We start from the raw sequence: 26,651 nt of genomic DNA, 5'->3' as shown, positions 1-26,651 counted from the left end.
GACGCGGCCGGCTACCCGAGGACGGGCTCGGACTCGCGCGCGGCCGGCTCCAGGGCCTCGCGCTTCCGCACCCAGGACGCGGCGTCGCCGCGGCCGAGCAGCAGGTAGGCGAGCCCCGCCGAGACGCCGCCGGCGAGCCAGGAGACGTCGACGCCGCCGAGCGCGGTCGCGGCCGGCCCCTGCAGCGCCGGCACCGAGCCGTTCATGAACAGCCAGGTCAGCGTCGCGCCGATCGCGAAGGAGAGCAGCGCTCGCCAGCGGACGTCCGGCAGCAGCGGCGAGCCGACCGGCGCGAAGAGGTGCCCGAACGAGCGCACCCGCGGCTCGAACACCGTGTAGTGCACCAGCACGATCGCGCCCCACGGAGCGACCCAGCCGACCAGGCCGACGAGCCAGGCGTCCAGCGTCGTCGCCAGGTCGTCCTGGAAGACGAAGAAGACGGAGGCCGCGAAGGCGAGCACGCCGACGATCAGGCTGAGCGCGCGGCGGCCGAGGCGGATGTCGAGCGCCTGGGTGGCCATCCCGAAGGAGTAGATGTTGAGCACGTTGGTCGCGATCGGCCCGTGCACCACGAGCAGCAGCACCGGGATCGCGAGGGCGCCGAAGTTCTCCACGATCAGCTGGCCGGGGTCGACCGAGCCGTTCTTCGTGGCGAGCGTCGCGCCGAGCACGCCGAGCCAGACGACGGGGACGAACTGCCCGAGCACGCTGGCGAAGTAGAGCTTTCGGCGCGAGGCGCGGGGGCTGACGAAGCGGGAGTAGTCGCCCGCGTAGGCGAGCCAGGTCAGGCCCCAGCCGATCCCGATCGCGGTCATCACGATCGACATCGCCGCGATCCGGTCGCCGCCGGTGAGGGCGCCCTCGGCCGGGCCGGCGTAGGACCAGTCGATGTCGAGGAAGAACCAGGCGACGATCGACATCACGGCCAGCACCAGCAGCGTCGGCGGCACGGTCCAGCGCTCGAACGCGGCGATGGCTTTATAGCCGAGGAACGAGATCGCGACCTGGATCGCCATGATCACCGCAGCGACCGCGACCTTCCAGCCGATGTTGGCCGCCTCCGGATCGACGAGGCCGACGGAGCCGAGCAGCGCGATCACCAGGTCGAGCACGATCCAGGTGTTGATCGCGCACCAGCCGATCACCACCACGGCCTGGATCACGGCAGGTGCGTAGTTGCCGCGCCGCCCGAAGACGGCCCGGCCGACGAGCATCCCGGTCGCGCCGGTGCGCTGGCCGAGCAGCACGAAGAAGCCGAAGACGGCCATGCCGACGACGTTGCCGAGCACGAGGACGGTGATCGTGTCCCAGAGGCCGAGGCCCATGTTCACGCCCAGCGCGCCGAGGACCCAGTTGATCGGGGCGATGTTGGCGCCTGCCCAGATCCAGAACTGGCCGTCGAGGCGCGCGTTGCGGCGGCTCTCGGGGAGCGGGGTCAGCGCGTCCTCGGTGTCGGTCGTGCCGTGCAGGGTGTCGGAGCTCATGGGTGGATCCTCTCGAAGCGTGAGGTGGAGCGGGGAGGCGGAGCGGGGAACGGTGGACGGCGCTGCGGATGAGCGGCTGTGGAGGAGTGCGGCGGGTCGGGGTCCACCCTCCCGGCGGGCGGTTTCCGCGGCCGCCTCGCCGTGTAAATTCGCCGTGACGCGAGAGGACGTTCTGCATGGTGATCCCGCTGTCCGAGGCGCTCCTCGACCCGCTGCTCGCGGCCGCCGGACCGGTCGTGGTCGCCGGCGGGGAGGCCGCCGCGCGGGTGCCGATCCGCTGGGCGCACGCCAGCGAGCAGCTCGACGTCGCGCCGCTGCTCCTGGGCGGCGAGCTGCTGCTGATGGAGGGCGTGAACCTCTCCTCGGACCAGGATCCCGAGGAGTGCCGTCGCTACGTGGAATCCCTGGTCACGGCGGGGATCGGCGCCCTGGCCGTCGAGCTGTCCGAGCGGCTGCCGAGTGTCCCGGCTCCGCTCGTCGCCGCGGCCGACGACCTCGGGCTCGCCGTGCTCGCGCTGCCCCGGCGGGTGCCGTTCGTGCAGGTCTGCGAGAGCGTCAACACCCGGCTCACCGAGCAGAAGTTCCGGAGCCTGCGGGTGGCGGACAGAGTGTCCGGACTTCTCGGCGAGGCGGCGGCCGCGGACGCCGGGATCGACGAGCTGCTGAAGGTCGTCGCGAGCGCCACGGGCGCCAGTGCCGCGCTCGTCTCGCCGGCGGGCGAGGAGATCGTGCGCGCCCATCCCGGCCGCGGCGTCGACACCGCGCGCACCGCGGGCGCCTCGTCCGGGGTGCTGCGGGCCGGCGACTCCCTGCTGGGCACGCTCTACCTCCGCGCCCACGACGAGGCCGACCTGCACGGCGTGGCCGTGGCGCTCGACCGAGCGCCGGACGTGCTGGCGATCGCCCTGCTCCGGCGGCGGCCGCCGACCGCGCGCGAGCGGCTCACCGCCCAGCTCTTCGCGGTCGCGACGGCGCCGGCGCCGCGCCCCGACCCGAGCGCGGAGCTGCAGATCGACGCGCTGCTCGGCCGGCTCGGCGTCGGCGGGCGGGAGTGCTTCCTCGGTGTCTGGGCGCACGTCGGCGACGACGAGCGCACCCTCCGCGCGGTCCGCGCCGCGCTCGACCGCTCGGTGCGCGGTTCAGCGGATCCCGCAAGCGTGGTCTGCGTCGCGGGCGGCGAGCTGCTCGCGCTGCTGGCATTCCCGGACGCCGCCGCGCGGGAGCGGGCGAGGGCGCTGCTGCTCGGCGAGTGGCCGCCCGCTGCCGGGGCGGCCGCGCTGGTCTGCGTGGGCAGCGGCGCCGACGCGGTGGCGCGGGTGCCGCGCGAGCTCGCGGAGGTGCGCGGCGTGCGGGAGTGGACCCGCGCCGAGAGCGGCGTCGTCGATGCGCGGCTGCACCGGCTCGAGCGCTTCGCCAGCACGCTCCGCGACGACGCCGAGGCGGATGCTCTGGTGGAGGAGGTGCTCGGCCCGCTGCGCCGCGGCCGCCCGGAGCTGCTCGCGACCCTCGAGTCGTTCGCGTCGCACTGGGGGAGCAAGACCGCCACCGCCGCAGCCCTCGGGATCGGCCGGCAGACCCTCTACGACCGCCTCGCCCGCATCGAGTCCCTGATCGGCCCGCTCGACGCCTCCCCGGCCCGCACCCGCGTGCTGCTGACGGCCGTCTCCCTGCACCGCGCCCGCGCGGCCCTGCCCCCGGCCGCCCCGCGCTCGACCCGCCCGTTCCCGCCCCCGCCGGACCGCTGACGCGTTGCGAACGCTCGTCGCGGCGCCCTCTGAGACGCTGAACGGAACGAGAATGAGAGGTGCGGGACGATGCACACCAGCTCCGTGGATCCGCGTGACGTCGACGCCGAGGTGACGACTCCCGTCTACCGCGTCTACTTCGCCGAGACGGAGACGATGGTCGACGAGATCCGGATCACCGGCGCGCGGGACGTCCTCGAGGTCGTCGACTGGGCGGAGAGCGACGCCCGCGGAGTCCCGTTCACGGTCTACTGCGAGCACCCCAGCTCCTTCAACCCGGGCAGGGTGACGCTGCAGCTCCTCCTGTCGCGCTGAGCGAGGTCCTGTCGACCGAGGTCTCAGCGCGGCGGCAGCGCGGCGCCCGCGACGGCAGAGCTGCCGAGGTCGCTCTGAGGGAGGGGCTCGCCGGAGGTGAGGGCGTCGGTCCAGGTCTCGGTGTCGGCGACGGCCGCGAAGTTCGAGTTCAGCAGGGCGAGCAGCGTGGTGTGCACGGTCTCGGCGTCGACGGAGCCCGCCGCGTTCGAGATCGCGATGGCGCCGGTGGCGTCGGAGAGCACCTCGGCCTTCACGCCGTGCGTCTCGGCCTCGGCCGCCGAGGCGAGGATGCAGTTGTTGGTCATGTAGCCGACCAGGGTGATCGTGTCGACGTCGCGCTCGCGCAGCCAGGCGAGCAGGTCGGTGCCGGCGAAGACGGTGCCGAACCGCTTGGTGATCGACTTCCACTCATCACTGCGGCGGCCTTCGATCTCGGGGTGCAGCTCGAAGCCGGGGGTGCCCGGTGCGAAGACGGGTGCTCCCTCGCCGCTGCTGTGCTGGACGGCGGCGATCGGCAGACCGGCGGCCGTGGCGGCGTCGAGCGCGGCGGTGATGGCGGGCAGCGAGGTCGCGTGCGGCGGGTAGCGGATCTCGAGCGGCCCGGCGAAGTACTCCAGCTGGACGTCGACGAGGATCAGGGCGCGGCGAGGTGCGGTCATGGTGTCTCTCCTGGATCGGGGTGGTGCTCACCAGCCTGCCGTCTTCGGGGAGTCGAGGGGCTCGCGGATCGGCGGAAGCGGCGGTCAGGTCGTCGCGAGGGCGATCCCGAGCAGGAGGAGCGAACCACCCGAGGCGAGCACGCGCGCGGTGTTGGCGCGGACCCAGGCGCGCTCGAAGCCGCGCCGGGCGTCGGAGAGCGGACCGCCGGCGGCGCGGTCCAAGCGCAGGTTGAGCGGGATGCTGCGCCCGAAGGTGATGACGTACTGGAGGAGGGCGAGGGCGAGGGCCCCCGCGATCGCGCTGGTCGTCACGGCACCGGCGCTGCCGACGAGCGCGGTGACCAGCGCGGCGGCGGAGGAGAGACCGCTGCCGGCGAACGACAGGGCGAACAGCGGGTTCTGCACGGCGGCGTTGATCGCGGTCATCGCGCTGACGAAGGCGCGGGCGTCGGTCCGGCTCAGGCCCGGCATCACCGCGCAGGCGAAGGCGTAGAAGAAGCCCGCCGCCAGGCCGTTGGTGACGAGCGCGGCGAGCAGGAGCGGCACGAGGAGAGCGTCGGGCACGGCTGCCTCTCGGAGGGGATGGGCGGGTGGACGGTGCGCGACCAGCATGCGAGGGCCGTCGGAGGTGGCTGCTCGACCAGCGGAGGGGCGGGCGACCTCATGCTGATCGAGTAGCCCGCGGAGCGGGCGTATCGAGATCCACCAGCGTCTGCACCTGAGTCTGCAGACCCGCCCTGCTGGTGACGGCGGGTCTCGATACGCCCCTGGCGGGGCTACTCGACCAGCATGCACGCCCTGTGGGCTGCTCGACCAGCATGCTCGCGCGCCGGTGGCATCGCTGCCGGCGCCGCCGTCACTCCGTCTCGGTGCGGGTCTCCGTCTCGTCGGAGGAGGTGATCTCGGTGTCGGTCTCGTCGGCGCGGTCGCGGAGCGCGTCGGCCATGGCGCCCGCGCCCTCGTCGCCGTGGTCGTGGTCGACCTGCTCGATCAGACCGTTCAGCTTGTCGTCGTTGCTCGCGTCCTCGGCGCCGTCCATGACGGGGCCGTTCTGGGTGTCGCTCATGACTGCCTCTCCGCGCGGACGGAGGTCGACCGCGCGCCTCCGACGCTACGGACCGCGCCGCCGGAGCGCCCGCCCTTGACGCCGCGACCGCCCCGTGGAACGGCCTCCATCCCCTTCAGCGAGCTCCGGCTCGTGGAAAGCGGTCCGGCTCGTGGAATCGGACGATTCCGGCGAGCCCGGTCCGATTCTGCGAGCCGGAAGTGCGGCGGGAATGCGAACGGCCCGGCTCCCCCCGAGGAGGGAGCCGGGCCGGTCAGGCGGAGCGGGTCAGTTCTTGATCACCAGGGTGATCGAGGCGCTGGAGCCCACGTTGCCCGCGGCGTCCGTGGCCCGGGCGACCACGGCGTAGGTCGCGTTCGGCCAGTTCTTGCTGTTCGCGGTGAGCGACCAGCTGCCGTCGGCCTGCTTGACGCCGTCACCGAGCTTGGTCGAGCCGGACCAGAAGGCGAGGCTCGTGACCGCGACGTTGTCGCTCGCGTTGGCGACGAGGGTCACGGTGCCGGTCACGGTCGTCTGGCTGGCGGGCGAGACGATCTTGGCCTGCGGCTTCACCGTGTCGGCGCCGGAGGTCGGCGTCGGGGTCGGAGTCGCCGTCGCGGTGGGCGTGGCGGTCGGCGTCGGCGTGGCGGTCGGGGTGGGCGTGGCCGTCGGCGTCGCGGTCGGCTTCGGCGTCGCGGTCGCCGTGGGCGTCGCGGTCGGCGTCGGCGTGGCGGTCGGCGTCGCGGTCGCGGTCGGCGTCGCGGTCGGCGTGGGCGTCGCGGTCGGCGTCGGGGTGACGACCGTGCCCACCGGGATCGTGCTCACGCCGTAGCCGTAGTAGCGGCCGGAGACGGGGCGCGTCGGGTCGCCGGCGAAGGTGCGGCCGCGGTCGACGGTGGCCGACTTGGCCTGGGCGATCACCTGGGCGATGACCTGCGCGGGGCTCTTGCCCACGCAGGATCCGCCGGCCGCGAGGCAGTCGAGGACGACACCGGAGGCGGCGGCCGTCGACATGCTGGTGCCGGTCTGGATGTACGCGTAGGTGTTGCCCTTCTTCGTCGTGTAGGGGCAGGTGCCGGGCGCGGCGATCGTGTGACCGGCGTCGGCGGTGCTCGCGAAGTTGCTGTTCAGCGTGTAGTTGTCGTCCTTGGTGGTCACGTTCGTGCACGGGACGGCGGCGAGCGAACCCGGCTTGCCGTCGTAGTTCGCGAAGTTCGTGACGGCGAGGACCTCGTCGTAGGCGGCGGGGATGTAGGCCGACAGGTCGGCGGCGGAGTTGCCGGCGGCCGAGACCACGGTCACGCCCTTCGCGACGAGGTCGCAGACCGCCTGGTGGATGGTGTCGCCGTTGGTGCGGCCGCAGTTGCCGTCGTCGACGCCGTTGGTGGCGAGCGACATGTTGACGACCTTGATGTTGTAGGTCGCGGCGTTCTGCGAGACCCAGTCGAGCGCGCACATCAGGGTCGAGATGCTGCCCTTGTTGTTCGCGTCGAGTGCGCGGACCGAGTAGACCGGCGCGCCGGGGGCGATGCCGACGGTGCCGGAGCCGTTGTCGAGCGCGGTCATGTAGCCGGAGACGCCGGTGCCGTGGCCGTTGGCGTCCTCGGCGGTGCCGGAGCCGAAGCAGTTGACCTGCTTGGCCAGGTTGTAGTCGGGGTGCGCGCTCACGCCGGAGTCGATGACCGCGACGGCGGGACCGGTCCAGTTGGTGACGCCGTCGCCGGCGCTGACCGGGGCCTTGTCGGCCTCGGCGGTCAGGACGTGCGAGGGCATGGTCTGCGCCTGGCCCTCGACCACCTGGTCGGCGGGCGAGAGGCCGAGGACGCGGCTGTCGGCGGCGAGGATCGCGTGCTGACGGGCGGTCAGGGTCGCGGTGAAGCCGGAGACGCCTCCGCCGTAGGACGCGTCGAGCGAGAGGCCGAGGGCGCTCGCGAGCGTCGTCGAGACGGCCTTCGAGTCGACGGTGACGACGTAGCGGCCGGCGCCGGTCTGCGCCGACTCAGCGGCCTGCGCGGGGAGCGCGGAGGCACCGACGAGACCGGCGGTGACGACGGCGGCGGCGGCGGTGGCCGCGAGGAAGCGGCTCAGTCGGCCGGCGGGGCGGCGCGACGAGGTGGAGCGAGGGATCACGAAGGTCCTGTGTTTCTGTGCGGCGGGCGGGGCGGAGTGACCGTGCGGGCTCGGCGGGCAGGAGTGACCGACGACCGTCGGACGCGGGGGAGCATCCGGCGGAGGAGTGCAGAGGGGATCAGGAGCCAAAGCTAGCCGCCCTGGGTTTCCGGCGCACTACTCTTCGAGATTTTTCAGCGGGCGGATTCTGCGGGTGGGGGTGCCGACGACGGTGGATCTCGATACGCCCGCTCCGCGGGCTACTCGATCAGCATGAACGAGGCCGCTGCGCGAGCCACGCAGTCAGCATGAACGAGGCCGCTGCGCGAGCCACGCAGTCAGCATGAGCGGGGCCGTTGCGCGAGCCACTCGATCAGCATGAGCGCAGCATGCTGGTCGATTAGCCCCGGAGGGGCGTATCGAGACCCGCCCCGCCCCGCTCAGCGGGGGCGCGGAGCGCGCAGCACGCGGCGGTAGACGTCGATGGTCGCGCGCGCGATCGCGTCCCACTCCAGCGCCGACAGGTCCGCGGAGGCGTCGGCGGCCACCGCGCGCTCGTCGAGCCAGGCCAGCGCGCCGTCGAGGGCGGCGGTGTCGAAGGCGCCGTCGTAGAGCCGCACCCAGTCCGGGCCGACCAGCGCGGCCAGCTCGTGCATCGCGCCGAGATCGGGCACCAGCACCGGGCGATCGGCCGAGACCGCGAGGATCGCCGAGCCGGAGTTCTGGATCGCCGAGTAGGGCAGCACGACCAGGTCGCTCGCCCGCAGCCAGAGCGCCATCCGCTCGTCGCTGAGGAAGGACAGCTCGAGCCGGATGCGCGCATCGCCCGCCGCCGCCTCCTCGATCACGCCGCGCAGCGGTCCGCGGGCCGGGTTGCCGGCGACCGCGAGCAGCGTGCCGTCGTCCTCGCGCTCGCGGAAGCGCTCGATCAGGGTCGGCACGTTCTTGTACGGCCGGATCTGACCGACCGACACGACCAGCCGCGCGTCCGGGTCCAGACCGAGCTCGGCGCGCGCCTCGGCTCGACTCGCGGAGAAGTCGTAGTCGTGGCGGTAGTGCCCGTGCGGGGTGACGAAGGCGGGCACCGCCGCCAGCTCGGGGTAGGAGCGCCGCATCGCGGTCACGCCCTCCTCCGAGAGGCAGACGATCGCGTCGAGGTTCCCGGTCAGCAGCCGGCGGTACCAGTTGCGCAGGAACGGGGTGCCGCGCTCCTCGTGCGAGGTGACGTTGTGCGCGGTCCAGATCAGCCGGGTGCCGCGCAGGCGCGCGACGCGCAGGAAGGCGAAGAAGAAGAGCAGCCGCGCGACGATCCGGTAGCGGCGGACGCCGCTGAGGAAGGTCAGGTCCGGCCAGTGCAGGTGCACGACGTCGACCTTCGCGACGAGCAGGCGCAGCCAGGAGAGGTCGCGCACCAGCACGCCCTCGGCGGTCATCGCCGTGTAGAGCCGCGCGTTGTAGGGGTTCGCGTAGCGGGTGCGGAAGGCCGGCTCGGCCTCGACCCGCAGCCGGCGGCTCCGGGCGTCCTCGCCCGAGAGCAGTCCGCGCACGCGCGTGCGCAGGCGGCCGCGCAGGGTGCGGGTCCCGCCGGCGATCATCGGGCGACCTCCGCCGCGCCGGTGCCGGGCACCCGGCCGAACAGCGTGCGCTCGGCCTCCGGGTAGCCCACGCGCCAGTCGGCCCGGCGCTGCCAGACCTCGGTCCAGGCGCGGCGCTTGCGGCGGGTCGCGGTCTCGAGCACCGTGCGCACGAGCGCCCCGGCCTGGAGCAGCGCGATGCCGACCCGCGCGGGCAGCGGCTTCCACGAAAGGCGGATCATCGTGGCCTTGCCGGCCATCACCATGCACATCTTGCGGCCGGAGTTGCCGGCGGTCGCCGCGTCGCGGGTGGAGGCGCCGACGTCGTGCACGATCACGGCGGTCGGCACGATCACCGGGCGCAGTCCCGCGCGGCGGGCGCGGATCGAGAACTCGGCGTCCTCGCCGTAGAGGAAGAAGCGCTCGTCGAGCCGGCCGACCCGCTCGTACTCCTCGCGCGGCATCAGGAGCAGGCAGCCGGTGATGATCGGCACCTCGCGCACGCTGTCGCGCTGCCAGCCGCCGAGCGACTCCGGGTCGAGCAGCGGGTTGCCGCGGAAGGCGGTGGAGAGCATGGTCGCGTAGGTCAGCAGCGACCACAGGCTCGGCGCGCCCCAGCAGGACGAGGGGTCGACCGAGCCGTCGGGCCGGAGGGTGCGCCCGCCGTAGACGCCGTAGCGCGGGTTCGCGACGGCGAACTCGAGCAGCGCGCGGAAGGAGCCCTCGAGCACCAGGGTGTCGGGGTTCAGCAGCAGCACGAAGCGCTCGGTCGCCGCGGCGACGCCGCGGTTCACGCCGCGGGCGAAGCCGAGGTTGTCGCCCGCCTCGATGACGGTCGCCTCGGGGTGCGCGGCGCGGATCGCCTCCGCGCTGCCGTCCTCGGAGCCGTTGTCGACCACGATCACGTGCGGGGGAGTCGGCGCATCGCCGAGCGGGATCGACGCGAGGCAGGCCAGCGTCTTCTCGCGGGTGTTGTAGCTGACGACGACGATCGCCAGGCTGGTGTCCACGGCCTCAGGCACGGTCGGCCTCCGGTCGCTGCCCGATCACCTTGGCGGGCACGCCGCCGGCGATGCAGTTCGCGGGCAGGTCCTTGGTGACCACGGCCCCCGCACCGACGATCGCGCCGTCGCCGATGGTGACGCCGGCGACGACGACCACGTTCGCGCCGAGCCAGACGTCCCGGCCGATCACGATGTCCTTCTCGATCTTCGGCTGGTCCATCACCGGCGTGCCCTGGACGATGCCGTAGTTGGAGGCGGTGATCGTGACGTTCGGCGCCAGCAGGCACTTCGCGCCGAGGGTGATCCGTCCGGTGCTGTTGCCGGCCCAGAGCAGCGAGTTCTCGCCGATGTGGGTGCCGGCGCCGAGGGTGATCCGCTCGGCGTTCCGGAACGACACGTTCGGCGCGAACGAGACGTCGGCCCCGCGGGTGAGCCGCGGCACCTGGTCGGCGTGACTGTACGCGTGGAAGTGCAGCAGGCGCACGGCCTGCAGGTAGGTGCGCACCTTCGTGAGGGTGCGCAGCGGTCCGCCCCCCTGGCTCATCGGCCGGCTCCGTTCGGTTCGTGGTCGTCCGGCGATCCGGCGGGGGTCTGCTCGGCGAGCGGGTCGATCACCGGCGCGCCGATCTCGGTCAGCGAGGCGGCGATGGAGCCGATGAAGCGGTCGGCGTCGAGGTCCGAGCGCACCGAGATCGCGATGTCGAGCCGCTTGGTGAAGGAGCTCGCGAAGACCGCGGCCTCGTCGTCCGGCTCGGTCACCGGCCAGAGGGTCATCGAGGCCAGCTCGGCGCCGCCGAACCAGCGCGGGCGCAGGAAGACGGGGAGGTAGGACGCGTAGCCCTGCCAGTCCTTCCGGCCGCGGGTGATGCCGCTCTCGCCGGTCTCGACGGCGAGCTGCACCTGCTCGCGCACGCTCGCCACCGTCTCCGCGAGACCGAGCGACACCGGGACGGCGACGCGCACCATCGACACGTGGTTGCGCTTGACCTCGTTCTTGTCCCGGCGCGGCGACACGGGCACGAGCGTCGCGATCTCGGCGCGCTCGGGGTGCAGCGCGGCGAAGGCGTGCAGCGCGAGCGCGACGGTGAGGTCGGCGACCGAGCCGCCGGCCGCGCGGGCCGCCGCCTTCGCGGTCTTGAGGTCCACGGTGAGGATCGCGGCGTCGCGCGGCTTGATGCTGCGCTCGAGCAGCCCCGAGCGGCGGATCCACCAGTCGCGGGCGGAGCGGATGTTGCGGCCGCCGACGCGGGTGATCCGCTTCTTCAGCGGCTTGCGCTTCCACTCGGTCCACTCGTCCGCGAGCGACGCGTGCGTCGACGCGATGTGGCGGCGGGCGGCGAGGGTCAGCGAGAGCGGACCGCGGGGCGGCCGCGGGTCGTCCGGGAAGCGCATCGGCGCGCGGCTGTACGCCGGGAACTCGACCGGCTCGCCCGAGGTGAACGCCTGGATCAGCACCAGCCCGAACATCCCGTCGCCGAGGGCGTGGTGGATGCGCACCGCGAAGCCGAGCTGCCCGGTCGAGAGCTCGGTCACGAGGATGTCCCAGAGCGGGCCCTTCGGATCCATCGGCCCGTTGAAGGCACCGGTGAGCAGCTCGACGTGGCGGGGATCCCACTCGACGACGCCCGGGTGGAAGCGCACGTGGTCGCGGACGTCGATCGTGTCGACCGACACCCAGGACGGCGTGAACAGCCCGAGCGGCGCGCGGGCGAGCCGCTGCCGCACCGAGGGGGAGGTGCGGATGAACGCCTCCCAGGCCGAGTAGACGAGGTCGCGGTCGAGCGAGCCGTCCGCGCGGCGGAACGGGGCGCCGTCGACGATCATCGAGCCGGTCGGCCGGGCGACCTCGTAGACGACGGCGTTCGAGACGAACTTCTCGTCGAGCGTGCGCAGCGGCTCGGCGTGCGGTCGCCCGGGGCGGCGAGGGGGTCGGGTCATGGCGGTGCTCCCTGGTCGGAGGCGGAGGAGGGGAGCGGTCAGCTCGGGGTGCCGGCGGGGGCCGGGTCCGCCTGCGCCGTGCCGGACGGCGCGGAGGTCGCTGGCAGGCGGATCGGCGTCGGCGGGTACTCGTCGACGAAGGTCGAGCCGGAGAGGCGGAGGTGGCGCGAGCGCAGGTAGCCGCGGAGGATCCCCTCGACCATCGCGAGCTCGTCCTTCGCGCCGCGGCCGCGCCGCTGGGCCGAGCGCACCAGGCGCCGGCCGCTGCGGACGGCGAGGGTCGCGGTGAGCCGCGCGCCGACCTTGGGCGACAGGCGCCACCATTTGCCGACGAGCGCGCCGAGCCCGAGCCCGTAGCCGCGCATGAGGCGGCGGTAGGCGACAGGGTTGCGGGTGTTGACGTGCAGCACGACGCTGTCGGGCACGAAGACGGCGGTGCCGCCCGCGGCGAGGGCGCGGCAGAAGATGTCGAGGTCCTCGGCGCCGGCGAGGTAGCGGCCCGCCCCGAGGGTGTCGTCGAAGGCGCCGAGCGTCTGCAGCACGTCGCGGCGGAAGGCCATCACGGCGCCGTGGCCCGCGTCGAGGCCGCGGACGGCGGAGCGGTAGACGATGCGGTCGGTCGGCGGCACGTCGGTGTCGACCAGGGTGTGGTCGAGCATCCGCCCGGTCGCCACGGTGACCCGCTCCTCCTCGAACGCGCGCAGCAGCGCCTCGATCCAGCCGGGCGTCGGCGAGCAGTCGTCGTCCGTGTAGACCACGATCGGCCGGTCGCTCGAGTCGAGCCCGAGGTTCCGCGCGATCGAGAGGCCCTTGGTGTCGGTGCGGACGTAGCGCACGCCCGCGGCGAGGGCGACCTCGCGGGTGCGGGAGTCGGTCGACGCGGAGTCGACGACGATCACCTCGACCTCGGGGTCGGTGCCGGCGGCGATCGCCGCGAGCGCCTCCCGGAGCATGTCGGGCCGCTCGCGGGTGCACAGGATGATCGAGACGTCACCGGGGGTGAGGACGGAGGGGTTCACGGCGTGTCTGTCCTCGGCTGGTCGGAGCGATCGTCGGAGTCGGCGGCTGAGCCCGTGCCCGCCAGGTCCTCGCGGACGAGCACGATCGCGGCGCGGTAGGCGGCGACGAGGTCGATGCTCGCGCGCTCCCAGGTCAGGTTGCCGCGGTTGTCGAGTGCGGCCCGGCGCATCCGCGCGAGCAGGGCGCGGTCGGAGGAGAGCAGGTCGATCTGCGCGGTGAGCGTCTCGACGTCGCGCGGCTCGTGCACGAGCCCCTGCACGCCGTCCTCGAGGTTGGCGCCGGCGGCGGAGGAGACCAGCGGCACGCAGCCGGCGGCCTGCGCCTCCGAGGTGACCAGGGCGCTGCCCTCCTCGATGGTCGGCAGGATCAGCACGTCGGCGCTCGCGAAGACCCCGGCGACGTCGCCCGTGAAGCCGCGCAGCTCGACGCTCGGCTGCTCGAGCAGTCCGGCGAGGCGCTCCTGGTAGCCCGGGGTGAAGTCGCCGTAGATCAGGAAGCGGCCGGTGCTGCTCGCCTTGGACTGCTGCCAGGCCTGCAGCGCGTAGAGCAGGCCCTTGCGCGGCTCGATCCGGCCGACGAAGACCGCGGTGAACACGTGGTCCGGCTCGTCGCGCGGGTCGGGATCGAAGCTGCGGGTCGTGTCGACCAGGGCGCCGTAGCGGTGGCGGAGGAGCTTGCGCGGCGAGAAGCCCTTCTCGAGGAAGGTCTGCTCCACCGAGGCGGACGGCACGAGGATCGCGGTCGCGGACGCCCACTCGCGCTCCTCGCGGCGCAGGCGCACCGCGTTGTAGGTGTGCGGCGAGCCGACCGGGGGCGTGATGCCCAGGCGCTCGTACTCCTCGGCGACGACCTCGAAGGCGTGCGCGGTGTGCGTGTTCGGGGCCTCGCGGACCGCGGGCACGCCCTGGCGGGCGGCCTCGTCGAAGGTGCGGGCCGAGCCCCACGGCCAGCCGTGCACGACGTCGTAGTCGCCCTCGGCGAGGATCCGCGCGGTGACGCGGTCGTGGTGGGCGATCGAGCGGCTGCGGCCGAAGAGACGGTGCGGCAGGCGGACGCCGCCGACCGTGAGGGTCGTCACGGCGCGGGCGACCGGGCCGAGCGACTCGGTGATCGAGGCGGCGACGACGGTGACGCGGTGCCCCGCGGCGACGAGCGAGCGGACCTGCTGCAGCGCGGTCCAGCCGATCCCCGGCGAGCCGATGCCGTGCGGGAACGAGTACAGGATCGACAGCGGAGCCCCGGCGGGCGCGCCGGAGGCGACGCTCGTCAGCGGACGGGCGTCGCGGTCGGTGCGGTCGTGCTCGGGGTCGTCTCGGTGGTCGGGTGGGCCTGCGGCAGTGGTGGAGCACTGGTGCTCATCATCCATGCGTCTCCTGTCGTGAGGGCGGCGCGCTCAGGAATGAACGATAGCCACCATCCTCGACCACCTGAGAGGAACGCAAGTCCACTCCCGGCTCGGCGAGTCGTCGCTCCCGCAGACTTAACACAGCCGCAATACTTCCGGCATCCGCATGCCGTGGGTTATGGTCACAATGAGTGTGTCGGGGCACCGCACTCGTGGGGTCCCGGTTCTGTGCTCGTTCCGGCCCCATCGAGGCATGCCCGAAGGCCGGTGCGAAAGCAGCACCGCACCGCTCCGAAACCGCCCTTCGCACCAGGCTCCGTCGTCACCTCGACAGCCGCAAAACCCGTTCCGCCATCACCGCCGTGATGGACGGAGGCGTTGCTCCAACGATTGCAGCAGCAATGCGACCTCCGAGCACGCGGCGCGTCGCCCCGAGGTCCCACACCTCGCCGTCTGGAAGTCGAGACCGAGATGTCCGTCCCCCTTTACCTTCGAGTGCTCTGGAGCTACAAATGGCTCCTCGCGGTCGGCCTCGTGGTCGCCGTCCTGGCCGCCATGGTCGCCGGTTACACCGTGAAGGACGGTGAGATCGTCTCGCGCGCCGAGTCGGCCTACCGCTCCGACACCACGATCCTGCTCGGCGGTGGCTCGCGGAACCCGCTCCAGGCCGTCGAGCCCGGTCAGGCGCTGCAGGAGGGCACCTCCGAGGCCCAGCAGAACGACCTGACGAACACCGCGGTCATCTACGCGTACATCGTCAGCGGCTCCGAGATCCGCACCCAGGTCGAGCAGGCCATCGGCGGCTTCGCGCCGACCGAGGCCCTCAGCGCCGTGCGCCGCACCACGCAGCCGGCCGGCTCCGAGCAGAACCCGGGCCGCTTCAGCCTCCCGATCCTCTCGATCGTCGGCGAGTCGACGGACCCGGCCCGCGCCGTCCTCATCTCGCAGACCGCGACCCAGATCTTCCAGAACTACATCACCGCGCAGCAGGACGCCCAGGGCGTCGCCCCCGAGCTCCGCGTCACGCTCCAGACCACCGACCAGGGTGCGGCCGTCGAGCAGGAGGGGTCGAACCCGATCATCCCGATCGCGATCACCGGTCTCGGCGTCTTCCTCGCGTTCATCGCGCTCGCCTTCATCCTCTACAACATCCGCATCTCGCGGGAGCGGGTCACCGCCAACCGCGGAAACCAGCGCCGCGGCGAGTCCTTCCGGCGCGGCCCGGCCCTGACCGGCACCGCGTCCGAGAACGGCCAGCGCCCCGCCGCACTCGGCACCGCCCCCGAGAACACCGCCGGGCCGGGTGAGCTGGCCTCCTCCGGGAAGCGCAGCGCCACCTGAGGCGGTCGCAGCAGATGAGCACGCCGACGCTGAAGGGGACCCCGCTCGGGGTCCCCGGGAACGACGACCCCTATGCGGGTGAGATCCTCGTCCGCAGGACCTTCACGGTCCGCGCCGTCCTGTCGACCGTCCTGCTGGCGGCCGTGGCCGTCGCAGCGGTCTACTACCTCAATCCGCTGTACGCGGGGGCGATCCTCTTCGGGATCTCGTTCCTGTACCTGACGCGCAAGCTGGTCTTCAACTGGACCGGCGCGTTCATCGTCCTGCTCGGCGTGATCATGTTCATCCCGGTGCGCTACTACGCGCTGCCGATCCCGCTCGGCTTCGCTCTGGAGCCCTACCGGCTCGTCATAGTGCTGATGGTCGTCGCGGCGATCGTCGCGCTGATGATCGACCCGACCTTCGTCTGGCGCCCGGCCGCGTTCGGCTGGCCGCTGGGCATCTGGGTGGCCTCGAGCCTGCTCTCGATCGCCGCGAACGTGCAGTTCATCTCCGAGGGCGCCCTCGGCTCCGGTGTCGCCGGCGCGATCGTCAACGACCTGCTGATGCTCTCGGTCTACTTCGTCGCGCGGCTCGTGATGCGCAACGAGAAGCTCGTCGAGGCCTTCCTGACCTTCCTGGTCTGGTCGGCCGTCGTCGTCGCCTTCTTCGCGGTCATCGAGCGCGCGACGCAGCAGAACGTCTTCACCATGCTCGACAAGTTCCTGCCGCTCGAGCGCCTCGGCGCCGAGCAGGAGGCCTACCGGGCCGGCGGCTACCGCTCGTTCGGCTCGTCGCAGCACCCGATCGCGCTGGCCGTCATGTTCACCATGATGATCCCGATCGCGATCTACCTCTCGAAGTACGCCCGCTGGCCCTTCAACGAGATCAACCGCCGGATCATCTACTACGGCACGATCCTCGCCCTGCTGCTCGGCGTCGTCACCGCGGTCTCGCGTACGGCGATCGTCACGCTCGGCGTGATGTTCCTGCTCACGGTCATCCTGCGGCCGAAGGTCGGCGGCTACCTGCTCCTGGGCACGGTGCCGGTGCTCGGCCTCGGCTTCGTGCTGATCCCGAAGATCCTCACGGACATGATCGGGTCCTTCCTCGACCCGGACGCGCTCATCGCCTCGCAGTACACCTCCGCGGGCATGGCGGGCGCGGGCCGCCTGGCCGACCTCGAGCCGGCCATGGCGATCGTGCGGGAGCACCCCTTCTTCGGAACGGGAGTCGGCAGCCGCATCGTGGTGGGCGAGGACAAGAACGCGTTCATCCTCGACAACCAGTGGCTGGGCACGCTGCTCGACGGCGGCGCCGTGGGCGTCATCGGCCTGGCCGTGCTGTTCCTCGTCCCGATCGTGATGCTGCTGCGCTACTCGTTCAAGAGCACCACGACGCCGCAGTACGCGAGCCTCGCGTTCGCGATCGCGGTCCTGCTGCTCGGCTACACGATCGCCGCGTACTTCTACGACGCCTTCGGTTTCTTCCAGTCCTTCATGCTCTTCTGGATCCTCCTGGCCGTCGGGGCCTGGGTGCTGACGGAGGCACCACGGAAGTCGACCCGCCGGCGCCTGTCGCCGGAGGAGGCGGGGCACGTCTCCGCCTTCACCCGCGGGGGCCCCCACATCCCGGTCGGGCAGCCCGCCCTCGGCTCGCACGTCGGCGCTCACGTCGTCCGCAAGCCGACGCAGATCGAGTCGTGAGCGCACGCGTCAGCGTCGTCATCCCCGCGCACGACGAGGGGGCGGTGATCGCCCGGCTCCTCGGCGCCCTGGTGGCCGGGGACCCGGAGGGCCGGCTCGAGATCGTGGTCGGCGCGAACGGCTGCACCGACGACACCGCCGCGGTGGCGCGGGCCGTCGATCCCCGGATCCTGGTGGCGGAGACGCCCCGGGCCTCGAAGATCGCCGGCCTCAACGCGGCCGACGAGCTCGCCACGGTCCTCCCGAGGATCTACGTGGACGCGGACGTCTCGGTCTCGGCCGAGACGCTCCTGGCGCTCGGCGACGAGCTGGCCCGCCCCGGCGGACCGCTCGCCGCGGCACCGGAGTTCCGCGTCGACACTCGCGGGGCCTCCTGGCCGGTGCGGGCGCACTACTCGATCTGGGAGCTGTCCGACTACCGGGCTCCCGGCCTGGTCGGCTCCGGGATCTACGGCCTCTCGGCCGAGGGACGCAGCCGCTTCGGCGCGTTCCCCGAGATCATCGCGGACGATCGCTTCGTCCAGCAGCTCTTCACCCCCGAGGAGCGGCTGACGCTCCCCGGCCGGTCCTTCACCGTGAAGGCGCCGCGCCGGATGCGCAATCAGATCAAGCGCACCGTCCGCATCGCGATCGGCAACGCCCAGCTCGCGGCCTCCGGGCTCGTGCCCGAGCAGACCGGCGCCGGCGGCGGCGGCCCGGTCGCGCTGCTGAAGCGCGTCCTGCGCCGGCCCGCCCTGTGGCCGGCCTTCCCGATCTACTGCTACGGCTATCTGCGACCCCGCCTCGAGGCGCGGTCGATCATCGCTCGAGGAGGCGTACCCGAATGGAACCGCGACGAGACGACGCGCGCGTGACGGGGTCGACCCCCGCGGGCGGCTCCTCCGCCCGCCACGGCACCACGGCGAGCGACGCCCAGATCGAGGCGGCGATCGACGACACCGCGCACACCACCGAGACGCTGGCGACCGACGCGATCGCGCAGTCGCCGACCGTGGGCGACGGGCCGAACCTGCCGCCCGCCTCGCCCAAGTCCGACCTCGGGCACAAGGCGAGCCGCGGAGTCATCCAGACCCTCGGCGGCCTGTGGGGCAAGACCGCGATCCAGCTGATCTCCACGATCGTGCTGGCGCGCCTGCTCTCGCCGAGCGACTTCGGTCTGCTCGCCGCCGTCACGGCCATCGTCGGTGTCGCCGACCTGGTCCGCGACTTCGGCCTGACCGGCGCGATCATCCAGGCCAAGAAGATGAGCGAGACCGTCTGGCGGTCGGTGCTCTGGCTGTCGGTCGCGCTCGGCGTGGTCGGCACGATCGTGATCGGCGCCTCCGCCTGGCTCATCGCCGGAATCTACAACGAGCAGGCGCTGGTCGTCCTGACGCTCGCCGTCGCGCCGACGCTCTTCATCAACAGTCTCTGCATGCCGCTCCAGGCGCGCGTGCAGAAGGAGATGAAGTTCGGCCTGATGGCGCAGATCGACGTGGTCTCGATGCTCGTCGGCGTGATCGGCTCGATCATCGCCGCGTTCCTCGGCTGGGGCGTCTGGTCGCTCGTCGTGCTGCAGGGCGGCGCGCTGATCTACCGGTTCATCGCGCTCTGGGTCGCGGCACGGCCCACCTTCGGCCGCCCGCAGATCTCGCGCGAGGTCATCCCGCTGGTCACCACCGGCGGCAGCATCTTCGGCGTCCAGCTGCTCAACTACTTCGCCCGCAACGTCGACAACGTGCTGATCGGCGCGCAGCTCGGCACCGGTGTGCTCGGCCAGTACACCCGCGCGTACTCCCTCTTCCTGCTGCCGCTGCAGCAGCTCAACGGACCGCTCGGCCGCGTCGCTCTGCCGGTGCTCTCCTCGCTGCAGGACGACGGCGAGCGCTACCGCCGCTACGTCCGCGGCGCGCTGCTCGTCATCGGCTACCTCACGCTGCCGACGTTCGGCGTCCTCGCGGCGCTGGCCGGTCCGCTCGTCGAGCTGCTGCTCGGCCCGCAGTGGTCGTCCTCCGCGACCATCCTGTCGCTGCTGTCCATCGCGGGCATCGCGCAGGGCATCGGGAACGTGCAGGGCTGGATCTACATCTCGCTCGGCCGCGTGCACCGCCAGCTGATCTACTACGTCGTCACCCGCCCGCTCGTCATCGGCTCGTTCTTCGTGGGCCTGTGGTGGAACGGCGTCGAGGGCCTCGCGCTGCTCTACGGCCTCACCACCCTGGCGCTGCTGGTGCCCGGCTTCTGGCTGGCGATCCGCGGCACCTTCGTGCGCGGCTCCGACGTGATCGTGCCCGTCCTGCGCCCGGCGCTCGTCGTGCCGTTCATGTTCGGCGCGGCCTGGGCCGTCGGCGCGTACACCGACCTGCCCGCGATCGTCCACCTGCTCGTCGGCGGACTCGCCTCGCTGGTGCCGCTGGCGCTCGCGATGGCGATCCCGGCCTACCGCCGCGACATGAACCAGATCCTCGCGTTCGTGAAGCAGGTCCGGAAGCCCAAGCCCAAGGGCCCGGCGACTCCTGCCGCGCCTGCCGCGCAGACCACCCCGGCCGATGGAGGCACTGCATGACCCGCTCCACCCGCTCCCGTCGCGCCGGTGTCCTCGCCGTCGTGGCCGTCGCCGCCGCGCTGCTGGCCGGCTGCACCTCCGCCCCGGCTCCCGCCGAGACGACCGAGCCCGCCGCCTCGGGCGAGCTGCCCTTCGCGGCCGGCTCGATCGCCGCGCTGGGCGACTCGATCTCGGTCGGCGTGGCCGCCTGCGGGCAGAACAAGCCCTGCCCCAGCGCGTCCTGGACCACCGGCGAGGACGAGACGGTCGACTCGGTCGCCCGCCGCGCCGGCGAGTCGGTCGGCGCCGTGCCGGAGATCGAGAACGTCGCCTCCAAGGGCGCGACCTCGGCCGAGCTGCCCGGCCAGGCCGAGAAGGCGGTGGCCGCCGCTCCCGACCTGGTCACCGTCCTGATCGGCGCGAACGACGTCTGCCGCAAGAACAGCGCCGACATCACCACGCCGGACGCCTTCCGCGCCAACGTGACGTCCGCGCTGACGACGCTCTCCACCGGTGCTCCCGAGGCGACGATCTTCGTCTCCTCGGTGCCGAACCTGCTCGACTTCTTCGAGACCGAGCGGACCGACGCCGAGGCCGTCTCGCGCTGGGCCGGCAGCTCCAACTGCAACTCGCTGCTCTACCAGCCCACGTCGGACGACGCGGACGCGCAGGCCCGTCGCGACAACGTCTCCACGACGATCGACGCCTACAACGACGTCCTCGCCGACGTCTGCGGCGCGACCGCGAACTGCGTCTACGACCAGGGCGCCCTGCACGACTTCGACGTCACCTCCGACGACATCTCCGACGTCGACCACTTCCACCCGTCACTGGCGGGCCAGGCGAAGCTCGCGGACATCGCCTGGACGGCGCTGCTCGCGAACGCCTCCTGAGGCGCTGAGAGCGCCGCCTGCGCCCGCTGAGGGGGCAGGACGAGGGCGGGGGAGCTGCGGCTCCTCCGCCCTTCTGCGTGAGCGGGCGGCTTCTCGCGTGCGCCGGTGGTGATAGTGGTGGTGGTGACGGCGCGCTCGTCCGGCTCGCGATTCGTCCTCCGGCTCGCTGGAACCCCTGGATCGGGCGTGCCGGGCCGGTTCCCGCGTGCCGGAGATCTCGACGGAGCCGGTCCGGCTCGCGATCCGTCCTCCGGCTCGCTGGAACCCGTGGATCCGGCGTGCCGGGCCGCTTCCCGCCTGCCGGAGATCTCGACGGAGCCGGTTCGGTTCGCGATCCGGTGCCCGGCTCGCTGGATCGGGTGCTTCCGGCGTGCCGGAGGTCTTTCCGCGTGCCGGAGGTGCCGGGGGTGAGGTCCGGCACGTGATTCCGGCTCGGGCTCGCGGGGTCCTGCGGTTCCGGCGTGCCGGACCGGCTTCCGCGTGCCGGAGGTCCCGGCGGCACCGGTTCGGCTCGCGATCTCGCGTCCGGCTCGCGCGAGCCGGTGCTTCTGACGTGCCGGTGGTCGTTCCGCGTGCCGGAGGTCGCCGAGGCGGCGTTCGGCTCGTGGAGACGACTCCGGCTCGCGGAATCGTGGGGATTCGGCGAGCCGGAGGTGGTGCGGCGTGCCGGAGGTCTCTGCGGCGGCGTTCGGCTCGTGGAGACGGCTCCGACTCGCGGAATCCCGGGGATCCGGCGTGTCGGGGGTCGTTCCGCGTGCCGGAGGTCTCTGCGGCGGCGTTCGGCTCGTGGAGACGACTCCGGCTCGCGGAATCGTGTTGATTCGGCGAGCCGGAGGTGGTTCGGCGTGCCGGAGACGATCCGGCGCGAGGTGGGCGCAGCGGCCCCCGTGTCAGGCGGTCTCGAAGCGGGTGTCGCCGCGCTCGGGGCGCCAGGAGGGGACGCTCGCGGAGGCGCGGCGCCGCGAGCGCGCGCGGGACGGGCTGAAGCGGAACGGCGGCACGGTGGGGGCCAGCGCGGCGGTGCGGCTCGCGGCGCGCAGCAGCAGCTCCTCGGTCAGCTCCTCCGGCGCGGCCGCGATGGCCAGGCCGCGCTGGTCGAGCTCGCGGGCGATCTGGATCTGGTGGTCGTCGATGTGCTCGCCGCGCGCGACGAGGCGGGGGACGAGGATCGGGACCTTGCCGTTCTCGATGGCCGTGATGGCGGCGCCGGTGCCCGCGTGGGCGATGACGACGTCCGCCTCCTTCACGGCCTCCTGGAGCTCGTGGTGCGGGACGCTCGCGCGCCCCTCGATGCCGTAGGGGGAGACGTCGGCGAGGCCGGTCTGCCAGAGCACCTCGGCGTCCTTCAGCAGCGGCACGGACGCGGCGATCAGCCGGTCGAAGGGGTAGAGGTCCTGGGTGCCGACGGAGATCACCGCGCGGCGGATGGCGGAGACGGGCCGGTCGGGTCCCGTCGTGTACGCGTCGAAGATCGAGCCGCCGAAGAGCCAGCGCTCGTCCGCCCAGACCGGGTACTGCGTGTAGGTGTTCACGCCCGGGAGCCGGGCCATGATCTTGCCGGTGATCGAGGGGCCGTCGGCGCGCGCGGCGCTCTCGATGTAGTGGCACTCGATGCCGCGCAGCGAGGCCTCGGGCATGAACGACACGGCGGGGCTCGAGCCGGTGCTGAAGACGGCGGAGTAGTCGCCCTTGGCCAGGATCCGGTGCGCGATCAGCGCGTTCTCGGCGATCGGGCGGGCGTCGCGCGGAGCGGCGAAGCGGCTGTAGGTCACGCGGCGGCCCTCGAGGAGGGAGCGGCTGAGGCCGTTGTCGAAGGTCACCCAGTGCTGGTCGGCGGGGTCGATCCCGAAGCGGGAGGACAGGGTGAAGAGCTGTTTGAGATGCCCTCCACCGGAGCAGACGAACAGGAACTGTGACATGGCGACCCTTCTTGCGTCCGGGGGAGCTCTCGGGCTCTCCTCCGGCGGAAGCTGACTGAGGCGGTAGTGCAGGGCTGGGTGTTGTGGGGGTGGGTGGTGCTGGTGGTGCTGGTGGTGCTGGGGCGGCGTGGAGCCGGGCGGGAGCCCCGCTCTGCACGGGAGCGGCCCGGTGAGAGGGAGATCCGGCGGTGTCGTGACCGCGCTCTCCCCGGAGTGCGTCAGGACGTGGGGGCGTCCCGGGCATCGGCGGGTCGACGACCAGGGGGATGCGCGCGGGGTGGGGCGGGGAGCCTGCGCTGCATCGTGGTCCTGGTCGGTCGGGTGGTTCTCGGGCGGGTGAGGATCGTGACGTCGGGTGCGACGCGGTGCCGGCACGGCGGGATCCGCTCCTGCGCCTGGGCGAGTGCTCGCCGTCCGAGGACGAGGGCACAGCGGAACGGGCCGCGGTGCCACCCCCACGATAGTGAGGCGCCCGTTCCCTGGCTACTTCGGAGTCGGACCCCTGGGTGGATTGACCTAGCCCGCCTGCAGTGCCGACGGGGTGGCTCCGCCCGCGCGGGCGCGGCCGTCGTTCCGGTCGAGCAGGATGTCGAGCACCGTCTCGTGCCGGGCGGCCCAGGAGTTCGCGTGGATCCAGCCGAGGCGCTCGTCCTCGGTGGCCGGGCCGTCGGCGAGCGCGTCGTCGACGACCGCGGCGAACTCCGCCATGGTCGGGACGATGCGGATCCGGTCGCTGATGCCGTGGATCGGCGGCAGATCGACGGAGATCACCGGGCAGCCGCTCGCCACGTACTCGTAGAGCTTGAGCGGGCTCATCGCCTCGGTCAGCGGGGTGCGGCGGTGCGCGAGGAGGCAGAGCTCGACGTTGCGCATCGTCGCCACCAGCTCGCGGCGGCCGACGGAGTGGTGCAGGTGCACGTTCGCGAACGGGGCGAGCGGCGCCAGGTAGCCGGGGTCGGGCTGCGGGCCCATCAGCACGATCTGCAGCTCGGGGTGCGCCGTCGCGACCGCGACGATCCCCTCGACGTCGAGCCGGTCGTCCAGCGTGCCGACGTGCAGGGCGCGCGGGCCGGGGATGCGGCTGAGCCACTCGGGGGCGTCGGGCACGGGGCCGGTCCACTCCTCCGGGCTGACGCCGTTCGGGACGACGGCGTGCGGGCCGGTCGGCGCGATGCGGTCGATGATCTCCTGCGAGACGGCGGTGACGGAGCGGCCGCTGGCCGCGACGCGGCGGTAGGCCTCCTGGAAGGCGGGCCAGTGGCCCTTCCAGCGGGTCGAGGTCGTCCAGTCGTCGCGGGCGAAGAACATCACGTGCTCGGCCCACTCGAACGGCGAGAAGCCGGCCACGACGGGGCTGGTCGTGACGACGACGGGGCGCACGAGCTCCATCTCGTCGGCGAGCTTCGCGATCCCCTGGTCGTAGGCGCGGTACTCCTTCTCCAGGCCGGCGATGTCGGTCGGGTCGGAGCGGCGCAGGCGCAGCGGGGTGTGCAGGATCCGCTGCGGCGTCGACGGGAACTCGACCTCGCGGCCCAGAGCCCCGCGCACGAGCGTCGTCGGCAGGAAGCGGAAGGGGTTCGCCACGATCAGGCGACCGACCTGCGGGCTCTCCATCAGCGAGTGCAGGATCCGGTCCGGCGGGCGCATCATCCCGCGGCGGGCCGCGTCCGTGTAGGTCTCGTAGGAGAAGGTGAAGACGACGTCGCGGACGATGCCGTCCGCGGTCGGCTCGGGCGCCGTCCGGTCGGGCGCTGGCTGCTGGGGCACGGCGTTCCTCACGCGAAGGTCCGGATGACGCGCGCGGGCACGCCGACGGCGACGGAGTAGTCGGGGACGTCCTCGCGGACGACGGCGTTCGCGCCGATCACGGCGCCGCGGCCGACCGTCACACCGGGCATGATGACGGCGTTCTCGCCGAGCCACGCTCCGCGGCCGATGCGGACCGGGGCGATCCGGTCGACGCCCTGGTCGCGGATGAAGCGCGTCGGGTCCTTGAAGCCGTGCGAGTGGTCCGAGATGTAGACGCCGCGGGCAATGCCGACGCCCTCCTCGATGATCACGCTCTGCACGGCGCTGATCGCGGTCATGTTCATCCGCACGCGGTCGCCGATGATCAGGGCGGGCGTGGGCGCGTCGTCGGTCGGGACCATCAGCATGCAGTTCGCGCTGATCAGCACGTTCTCGCCGATGGAGATCCGCTTGCCCTGCCCGGGTCCGATCCGGAAGGGCAGGCAGATGCGGGAACCCTTGCCGAAGCGGTGGAAACCGCCGGCGACCAGCTTGCTGAAGGCCAGATCGCGTGCTCGCTGCGCGAGGATCGCGAGATCCAGTCCGTTCAAGGCATCAACTCCAGGGGATAGCGGCGGGCCGGACGGCGGGGGTGGACGTCCTGGGCCTGGTGGGGGTGGTGATCGCGCCCGGGGGTGAGGCGCGCGGGTGGGACCCACGATAGCGAGCGCCTCCTGTGCGCCACGAGTCCGTGCGGATCGGCACCGCGGTGTTTACGCCGCGGAAACACGCTGTGCTCTCCGCGGCGGGCTCGGTGCGTGCTCAGAACGGGGGTGCTCACCTGCACGGTGGCCGAGCATCCCGGCGCTCGGGAGGCTCCCGGCGCCGGGAGCGCCCCGGGGAGCGTAAAATCGCAGGGTCCGCGGAGGCGGCCGCCCGCTCCGGGCCGGCGCGTCCTCCGGATCGTGCGGGACACCGCACCGACGGACCCGGCGACGCCGCTCGGTCCCCGCCCTCGCGCGACCCCGACCCGCCCGCACCACCAGAGAGGCCTGACCGTGGCCGAAGCCGACACCGCCAGCCGACTGTGGACCCTCCACCTCGCGCGAGCCGCCGTCGCGGCCGTCGCCGGTGTGGTGATCACCTTCTCGCCCGACCACGGCCCCGCCTTCGGCCTCGCCGTCTTCGCCGGTTTCGCGATCCTCAGCGGCGCCGTCGCCCTCGTGATCGGCCTGCGCACCCTCGCCGGGCGCGGCCGCACGCTCGCCCTCGCCTCCGCCGGGATCACCCTCGCCGCCGGCGTGCTCGCGCTCGTCGCGTTGCCGGTCGCCGCGCTGCTGCCCTTCATCGCGCTGATCGCCGGCTGGGCGCTCGTCTCCGGCTCCCTCGAGTTCTCCAGCGGCCGCCGCGGCACCGGCCTCGCCGCCCGCGACGCGGTGATCGTCGGCCTCGGCACGGCCCTGCTCGGAGCGGTCTTCGCCCTCCTCCCGCCGCACCCCGTCGTCTCGGTCGGACTCCTCGGCGCGTACGCCGTGATGCTCGCCGTGTTCCTCGCGATCGCCGCGTTCTCGCTCAAGTGGGCCGCCGGCGCCGATGCCGCCGCACCCTCCACCCCCACCACCGGAGGAGACCGATGACCGCCCCCGACCCCGCCTCCGAGCCGTCGCCCTCCGACGACGACTTCGCGCCGCGCACCTTCCGCCCCACCCGCAAGGACCGCCTGCGTCCGCTCGAGCTCGTCGGCCTCTCCGCCGTGATGGCGGCCTTCGTCGGCCTCGTCGTGCTGATGTCTACCCGCGAGTTCGTCGTCGCCCTGATCGGCTTCGGCGTCGCCTTCATCGTCGTCCTCGTCGCCATCGCCATGTTCTCGCTGACCTTCAAGCCCGACGAGGCCGAGATCGCCGACCTCGACGAGCAGGACGGTGCTCACTAGGTCGGAGTGACGCGCGCGCCGGTGCGTGGGCGACGGAGTCGCCCGCACCGACGCGCGCGTCACTCCTCCCCGCGGTCGGCCTCCTGAGGGGGCCGGGTTCCGGGGAGCGGGACGCGTCCGCTGCGCGGAATCGCTTGGCACGCGATTCCGCGGTGCGCTCGCACCTGCGGTGGAGCACTGCTGCCGAGTCCGCGCCCATGCTGGTCGAGTAGCCCCGGAGGGGCGTATCGAGACCCGCGGTTGTCAGTGTGTGGAGCCTGCAGACGCCACCGCTGGCGTCGCGGGTGCCTCTTGCATGCTGGTCGAGTAGCCCCGGAGGGGCGTATCGAGACCCGCGGTTGTCGGTGTGTGGAGCCTGCAGACGCCACCGCTGGTGTCGCGGGTGCCGCT

23 protein-coding genes are annotated in these 26,651 nt (G+C 72.7%); 9 read left to right on the top strand and 14 right to left on the bottom strand.

All coding sequences use genetic code 11. The features are described from left to right. Positions 1-11: 11 nt before the first annotated feature. Complete coding sequence (locus tag EDF22_RS14915; protein WP_123705679.1) at positions 12-1,484, bottom strand: cytosine permease; 1,473 nt, start codon at positions 1,482-1,484, stop codon at positions 12-14. 176 nt (positions 1,485-1,660) lie between these two features. Between EDF22_RS14915 and EDF22_RS14910 the strand changes: the two genes are divergently transcribed. Together EDF22_RS14910 and EDF22_RS14905 are read left to right on the top strand one after the other, a co-directional pair. Continuing rightward, complete coding sequence (locus EDF22_RS14910) at positions 1,661-3,229, top strand: PucR family transcriptional regulator (RefSeq protein ID WP_123705678.1); 1,569 nt, start codon at positions 1,661-1,663, stop codon at positions 3,227-3,229. Positions 3,230-3,298: 69 nt separating this feature from the next. Then, positions 3,299-3,544 (top strand): hypothetical protein, encoded by a 246-nt coding sequence (locus tag EDF22_RS14905; RefSeq protein ID WP_123705677.1) that lies wholly within the window; start codon positions 3,299-3,301, stop codon positions 3,542-3,544. A gap of 23 nt (positions 3,545-3,567) precedes the next feature. Here the strand turns inward: EDF22_RS14905 and EDF22_RS14900 are convergent, their stop codons facing one another. From EDF22_RS14900 to EDF22_RS14855, 10 genes are all read right to left on the bottom strand, one after another. Beyond that, positions 3,568-4,203, bottom strand: coding sequence for an isochorismatase family protein (locus EDF22_RS14900; protein ID WP_123705676.1), 636 nt, complete (start codon positions 4,201-4,203; stop codon positions 3,568-3,570). Positions 4,204-4,287: 84 nt separating this feature from the next. Then, complete coding sequence (locus tag EDF22_RS14895; protein ID WP_221180949.1) at positions 4,288-4,767, bottom strand: DUF1772 domain-containing protein; 480 nt, start codon at positions 4,765-4,767, stop codon at positions 4,288-4,290. Between the two features lie 292 nt (positions 4,768-5,059). Then, the gene (locus EDF22_RS14890; RefSeq protein ID WP_123705674.1) at positions 5,060-5,269 is read right to left on the bottom strand and encodes a hypothetical protein; all 210 of its coding nucleotides are present in this window, start codon (positions 5,267-5,269) and stop codon (positions 5,060-5,062) included. A 267-nt stretch (positions 5,270-5,536) separates the two neighbouring features. Next, complete coding sequence (locus EDF22_RS20910) at positions 5,537-7,378, bottom strand: Ig-like domain-containing protein (RefSeq protein ID WP_185038965.1); 1,842 nt, start codon at positions 7,376-7,378, stop codon at positions 5,537-5,539. A 419-nt stretch (positions 7,379-7,797) separates the two neighbouring features. Next, on the bottom strand, positions 7,798-8,952 hold the full coding sequence (locus EDF22_RS14880; RefSeq protein WP_123705673.1) for a glycosyltransferase: 1,155 nt from the start codon (positions 8,950-8,952) through the stop codon (positions 7,798-7,800). Beyond that, complete coding sequence (locus EDF22_RS14875; RefSeq protein WP_185038963.1) at positions 8,949-9,941, bottom strand: glycosyltransferase family 2 protein; 993 nt, start codon at positions 9,939-9,941, stop codon at positions 8,949-8,951. Before EDF22_RS14875 ends, EDF22_RS14880 begins: the two co-directional genes overlap by 4 nt. Positions 9,942-9,945: 4 nt before the next feature. After that, complete coding sequence (locus tag EDF22_RS14870) at positions 9,946-10,479, bottom strand: DapH/DapD/GlmU-related protein (RefSeq protein ID WP_123705671.1); 534 nt, start codon at positions 10,477-10,479, stop codon at positions 9,946-9,948. Next, positions 10,476-11,873, bottom strand: coding sequence for a wax ester/triacylglycerol synthase domain-containing protein (locus tag EDF22_RS14865; RefSeq protein WP_185038961.1), 1,398 nt, complete (start codon positions 11,871-11,873; stop codon positions 10,476-10,478). Before EDF22_RS14865 ends, EDF22_RS14870 begins: the two co-directional genes overlap by 4 nt. A 38-nt stretch (positions 11,874-11,911) precedes the next feature. Next, the gene (locus EDF22_RS14860; RefSeq protein WP_123705669.1) at positions 11,912-12,892 is read right to left on the bottom strand and encodes a glycosyltransferase family 2 protein; all 981 of its coding nucleotides are present in this window, start codon (positions 12,890-12,892) and stop codon (positions 11,912-11,914) included. Further along, positions 12,889-14,259 carry a glycosyltransferase family 4 protein gene (locus tag EDF22_RS14855; RefSeq protein ID WP_123705668.1) on the bottom strand — a complete coding sequence of 457 codons (1,371 nt, stop codon included), beginning with the start codon at positions 14,257-14,259 and terminating at the stop codon, positions 12,889-12,891. The genes EDF22_RS14860 and EDF22_RS14855 overlap by 4 nt, the downstream gene beginning before the upstream one ends. 450 nt (positions 14,260-14,709) lie before the next feature. Between EDF22_RS14855 and EDF22_RS14850 the strand changes: the two genes are divergently transcribed. The 5 genes from EDF22_RS14850 to EDF22_RS14835 are packed head-to-tail and all read left to right on the top strand — an operon-like array spanning position 14,710 to position 20,681. Then, positions 14,710-15,579, top strand: a complete 870-nt coding sequence (locus EDF22_RS14850) for a hypothetical protein (RefSeq protein WP_133960848.1) — start codon at positions 14,710-14,712, stop codon at positions 15,577-15,579. Positions 15,580-15,593: 14 nt separating this feature from the next. After that, the gene (locus tag EDF22_RS20520; protein ID WP_148059206.1) at positions 15,594-17,264 is read left to right on the top strand and encodes an O-antigen ligase; all 1,671 of its coding nucleotides are present in this window, start codon (positions 15,594-15,596) and stop codon (positions 17,262-17,264) included. Next, positions 17,261-18,118, top strand: a complete 858-nt coding sequence (locus EDF22_RS14845) for a glycosyltransferase family 2 protein (protein WP_148059205.1) — start codon at positions 17,261-17,263, stop codon at positions 18,116-18,118. Before EDF22_RS20520 ends, EDF22_RS14845 begins: the two co-directional genes overlap by 4 nt. Then, positions 18,088-19,809, top strand: a complete 1,722-nt coding sequence (locus tag EDF22_RS14840; protein ID WP_123705665.1) for a lipopolysaccharide biosynthesis protein — start codon at positions 18,088-18,090, stop codon at positions 19,807-19,809. The genes EDF22_RS14845 and EDF22_RS14840 overlap by 31 nt, the downstream gene beginning before the upstream one ends. Next, on the top strand, positions 19,806-20,681 hold the full coding sequence (locus tag EDF22_RS14835; RefSeq protein ID WP_123705664.1) for a GDSL-type esterase/lipase family protein: 876 nt from the start codon (positions 19,806-19,808) through the stop codon (positions 20,679-20,681). Before EDF22_RS14840 ends, EDF22_RS14835 begins: the two co-directional genes overlap by 4 nt. A gap of 890 nt (positions 20,682-21,571) precedes the next feature. Here the strand turns inward: EDF22_RS14835 and EDF22_RS14830 are convergent. The 3 genes from EDF22_RS14830 to EDF22_RS21445 form a co-directional block, all read right to left on the bottom strand. Next, positions 21,572-22,600 carry a glycosyltransferase gene (locus EDF22_RS14830; RefSeq protein WP_123705663.1) on the bottom strand — a complete coding sequence of 343 codons (1,029 nt, stop codon included), beginning with the start codon at positions 22,598-22,600 and terminating at the stop codon, positions 21,572-21,574. Positions 22,601-23,116: 516 nt separating this feature from the next. Then, a complete protein-coding gene (locus tag EDF22_RS14825; RefSeq protein WP_123705662.1) occupies positions 23,117-24,367 on the bottom strand; it encodes a hypothetical protein in 1,251 nt (416 codons plus the stop codon). Positions 24,368-24,375: 8 nt separating this feature from the next. Beyond that, positions 24,376-24,939, bottom strand: coding sequence for a DapH/DapD/GlmU-related protein (locus tag EDF22_RS21445; protein WP_123444661.1), 564 nt, complete (start codon positions 24,937-24,939; stop codon positions 24,376-24,378). A 447-nt stretch (positions 24,940-25,386) separates the two neighbouring features. Here EDF22_RS21445 and EDF22_RS14815 point away from each other — a divergent pair, with 447 nt between their 5' ends. Together EDF22_RS14815 and EDF22_RS14810 are read left to right on the top strand one after the other, a co-directional pair. Beyond that, positions 25,387-25,965 (top strand): hypothetical protein, encoded by a 579-nt coding sequence (locus EDF22_RS14815; RefSeq protein ID WP_148059204.1) that lies wholly within the window; start codon positions 25,387-25,389, stop codon positions 25,963-25,965. After that, the gene (locus EDF22_RS14810) at positions 25,962-26,261 is read left to right on the top strand and encodes a hypothetical protein (protein WP_243586020.1); all 300 of its coding nucleotides are present in this window, start codon (positions 25,962-25,964) and stop codon (positions 26,259-26,261) included. Before EDF22_RS14815 ends, EDF22_RS14810 begins: the two co-directional genes overlap by 4 nt. Positions 26,262-26,651: the final 390 nt, after the last annotated feature.

It is taken from the genome of Rathayibacter sp. PhB127, from assembly GCF_003751665.1.
Lineage (GTDB): Bacteria > Actinomycetota > Actinomycetes > Actinomycetales > Microbacteriaceae > Rathayibacter > Rathayibacter festucae.
Note: the sequence above shows the minus strand (reverse complement) of the source record. Positions and strands in the feature narration are given on the sequence as shown.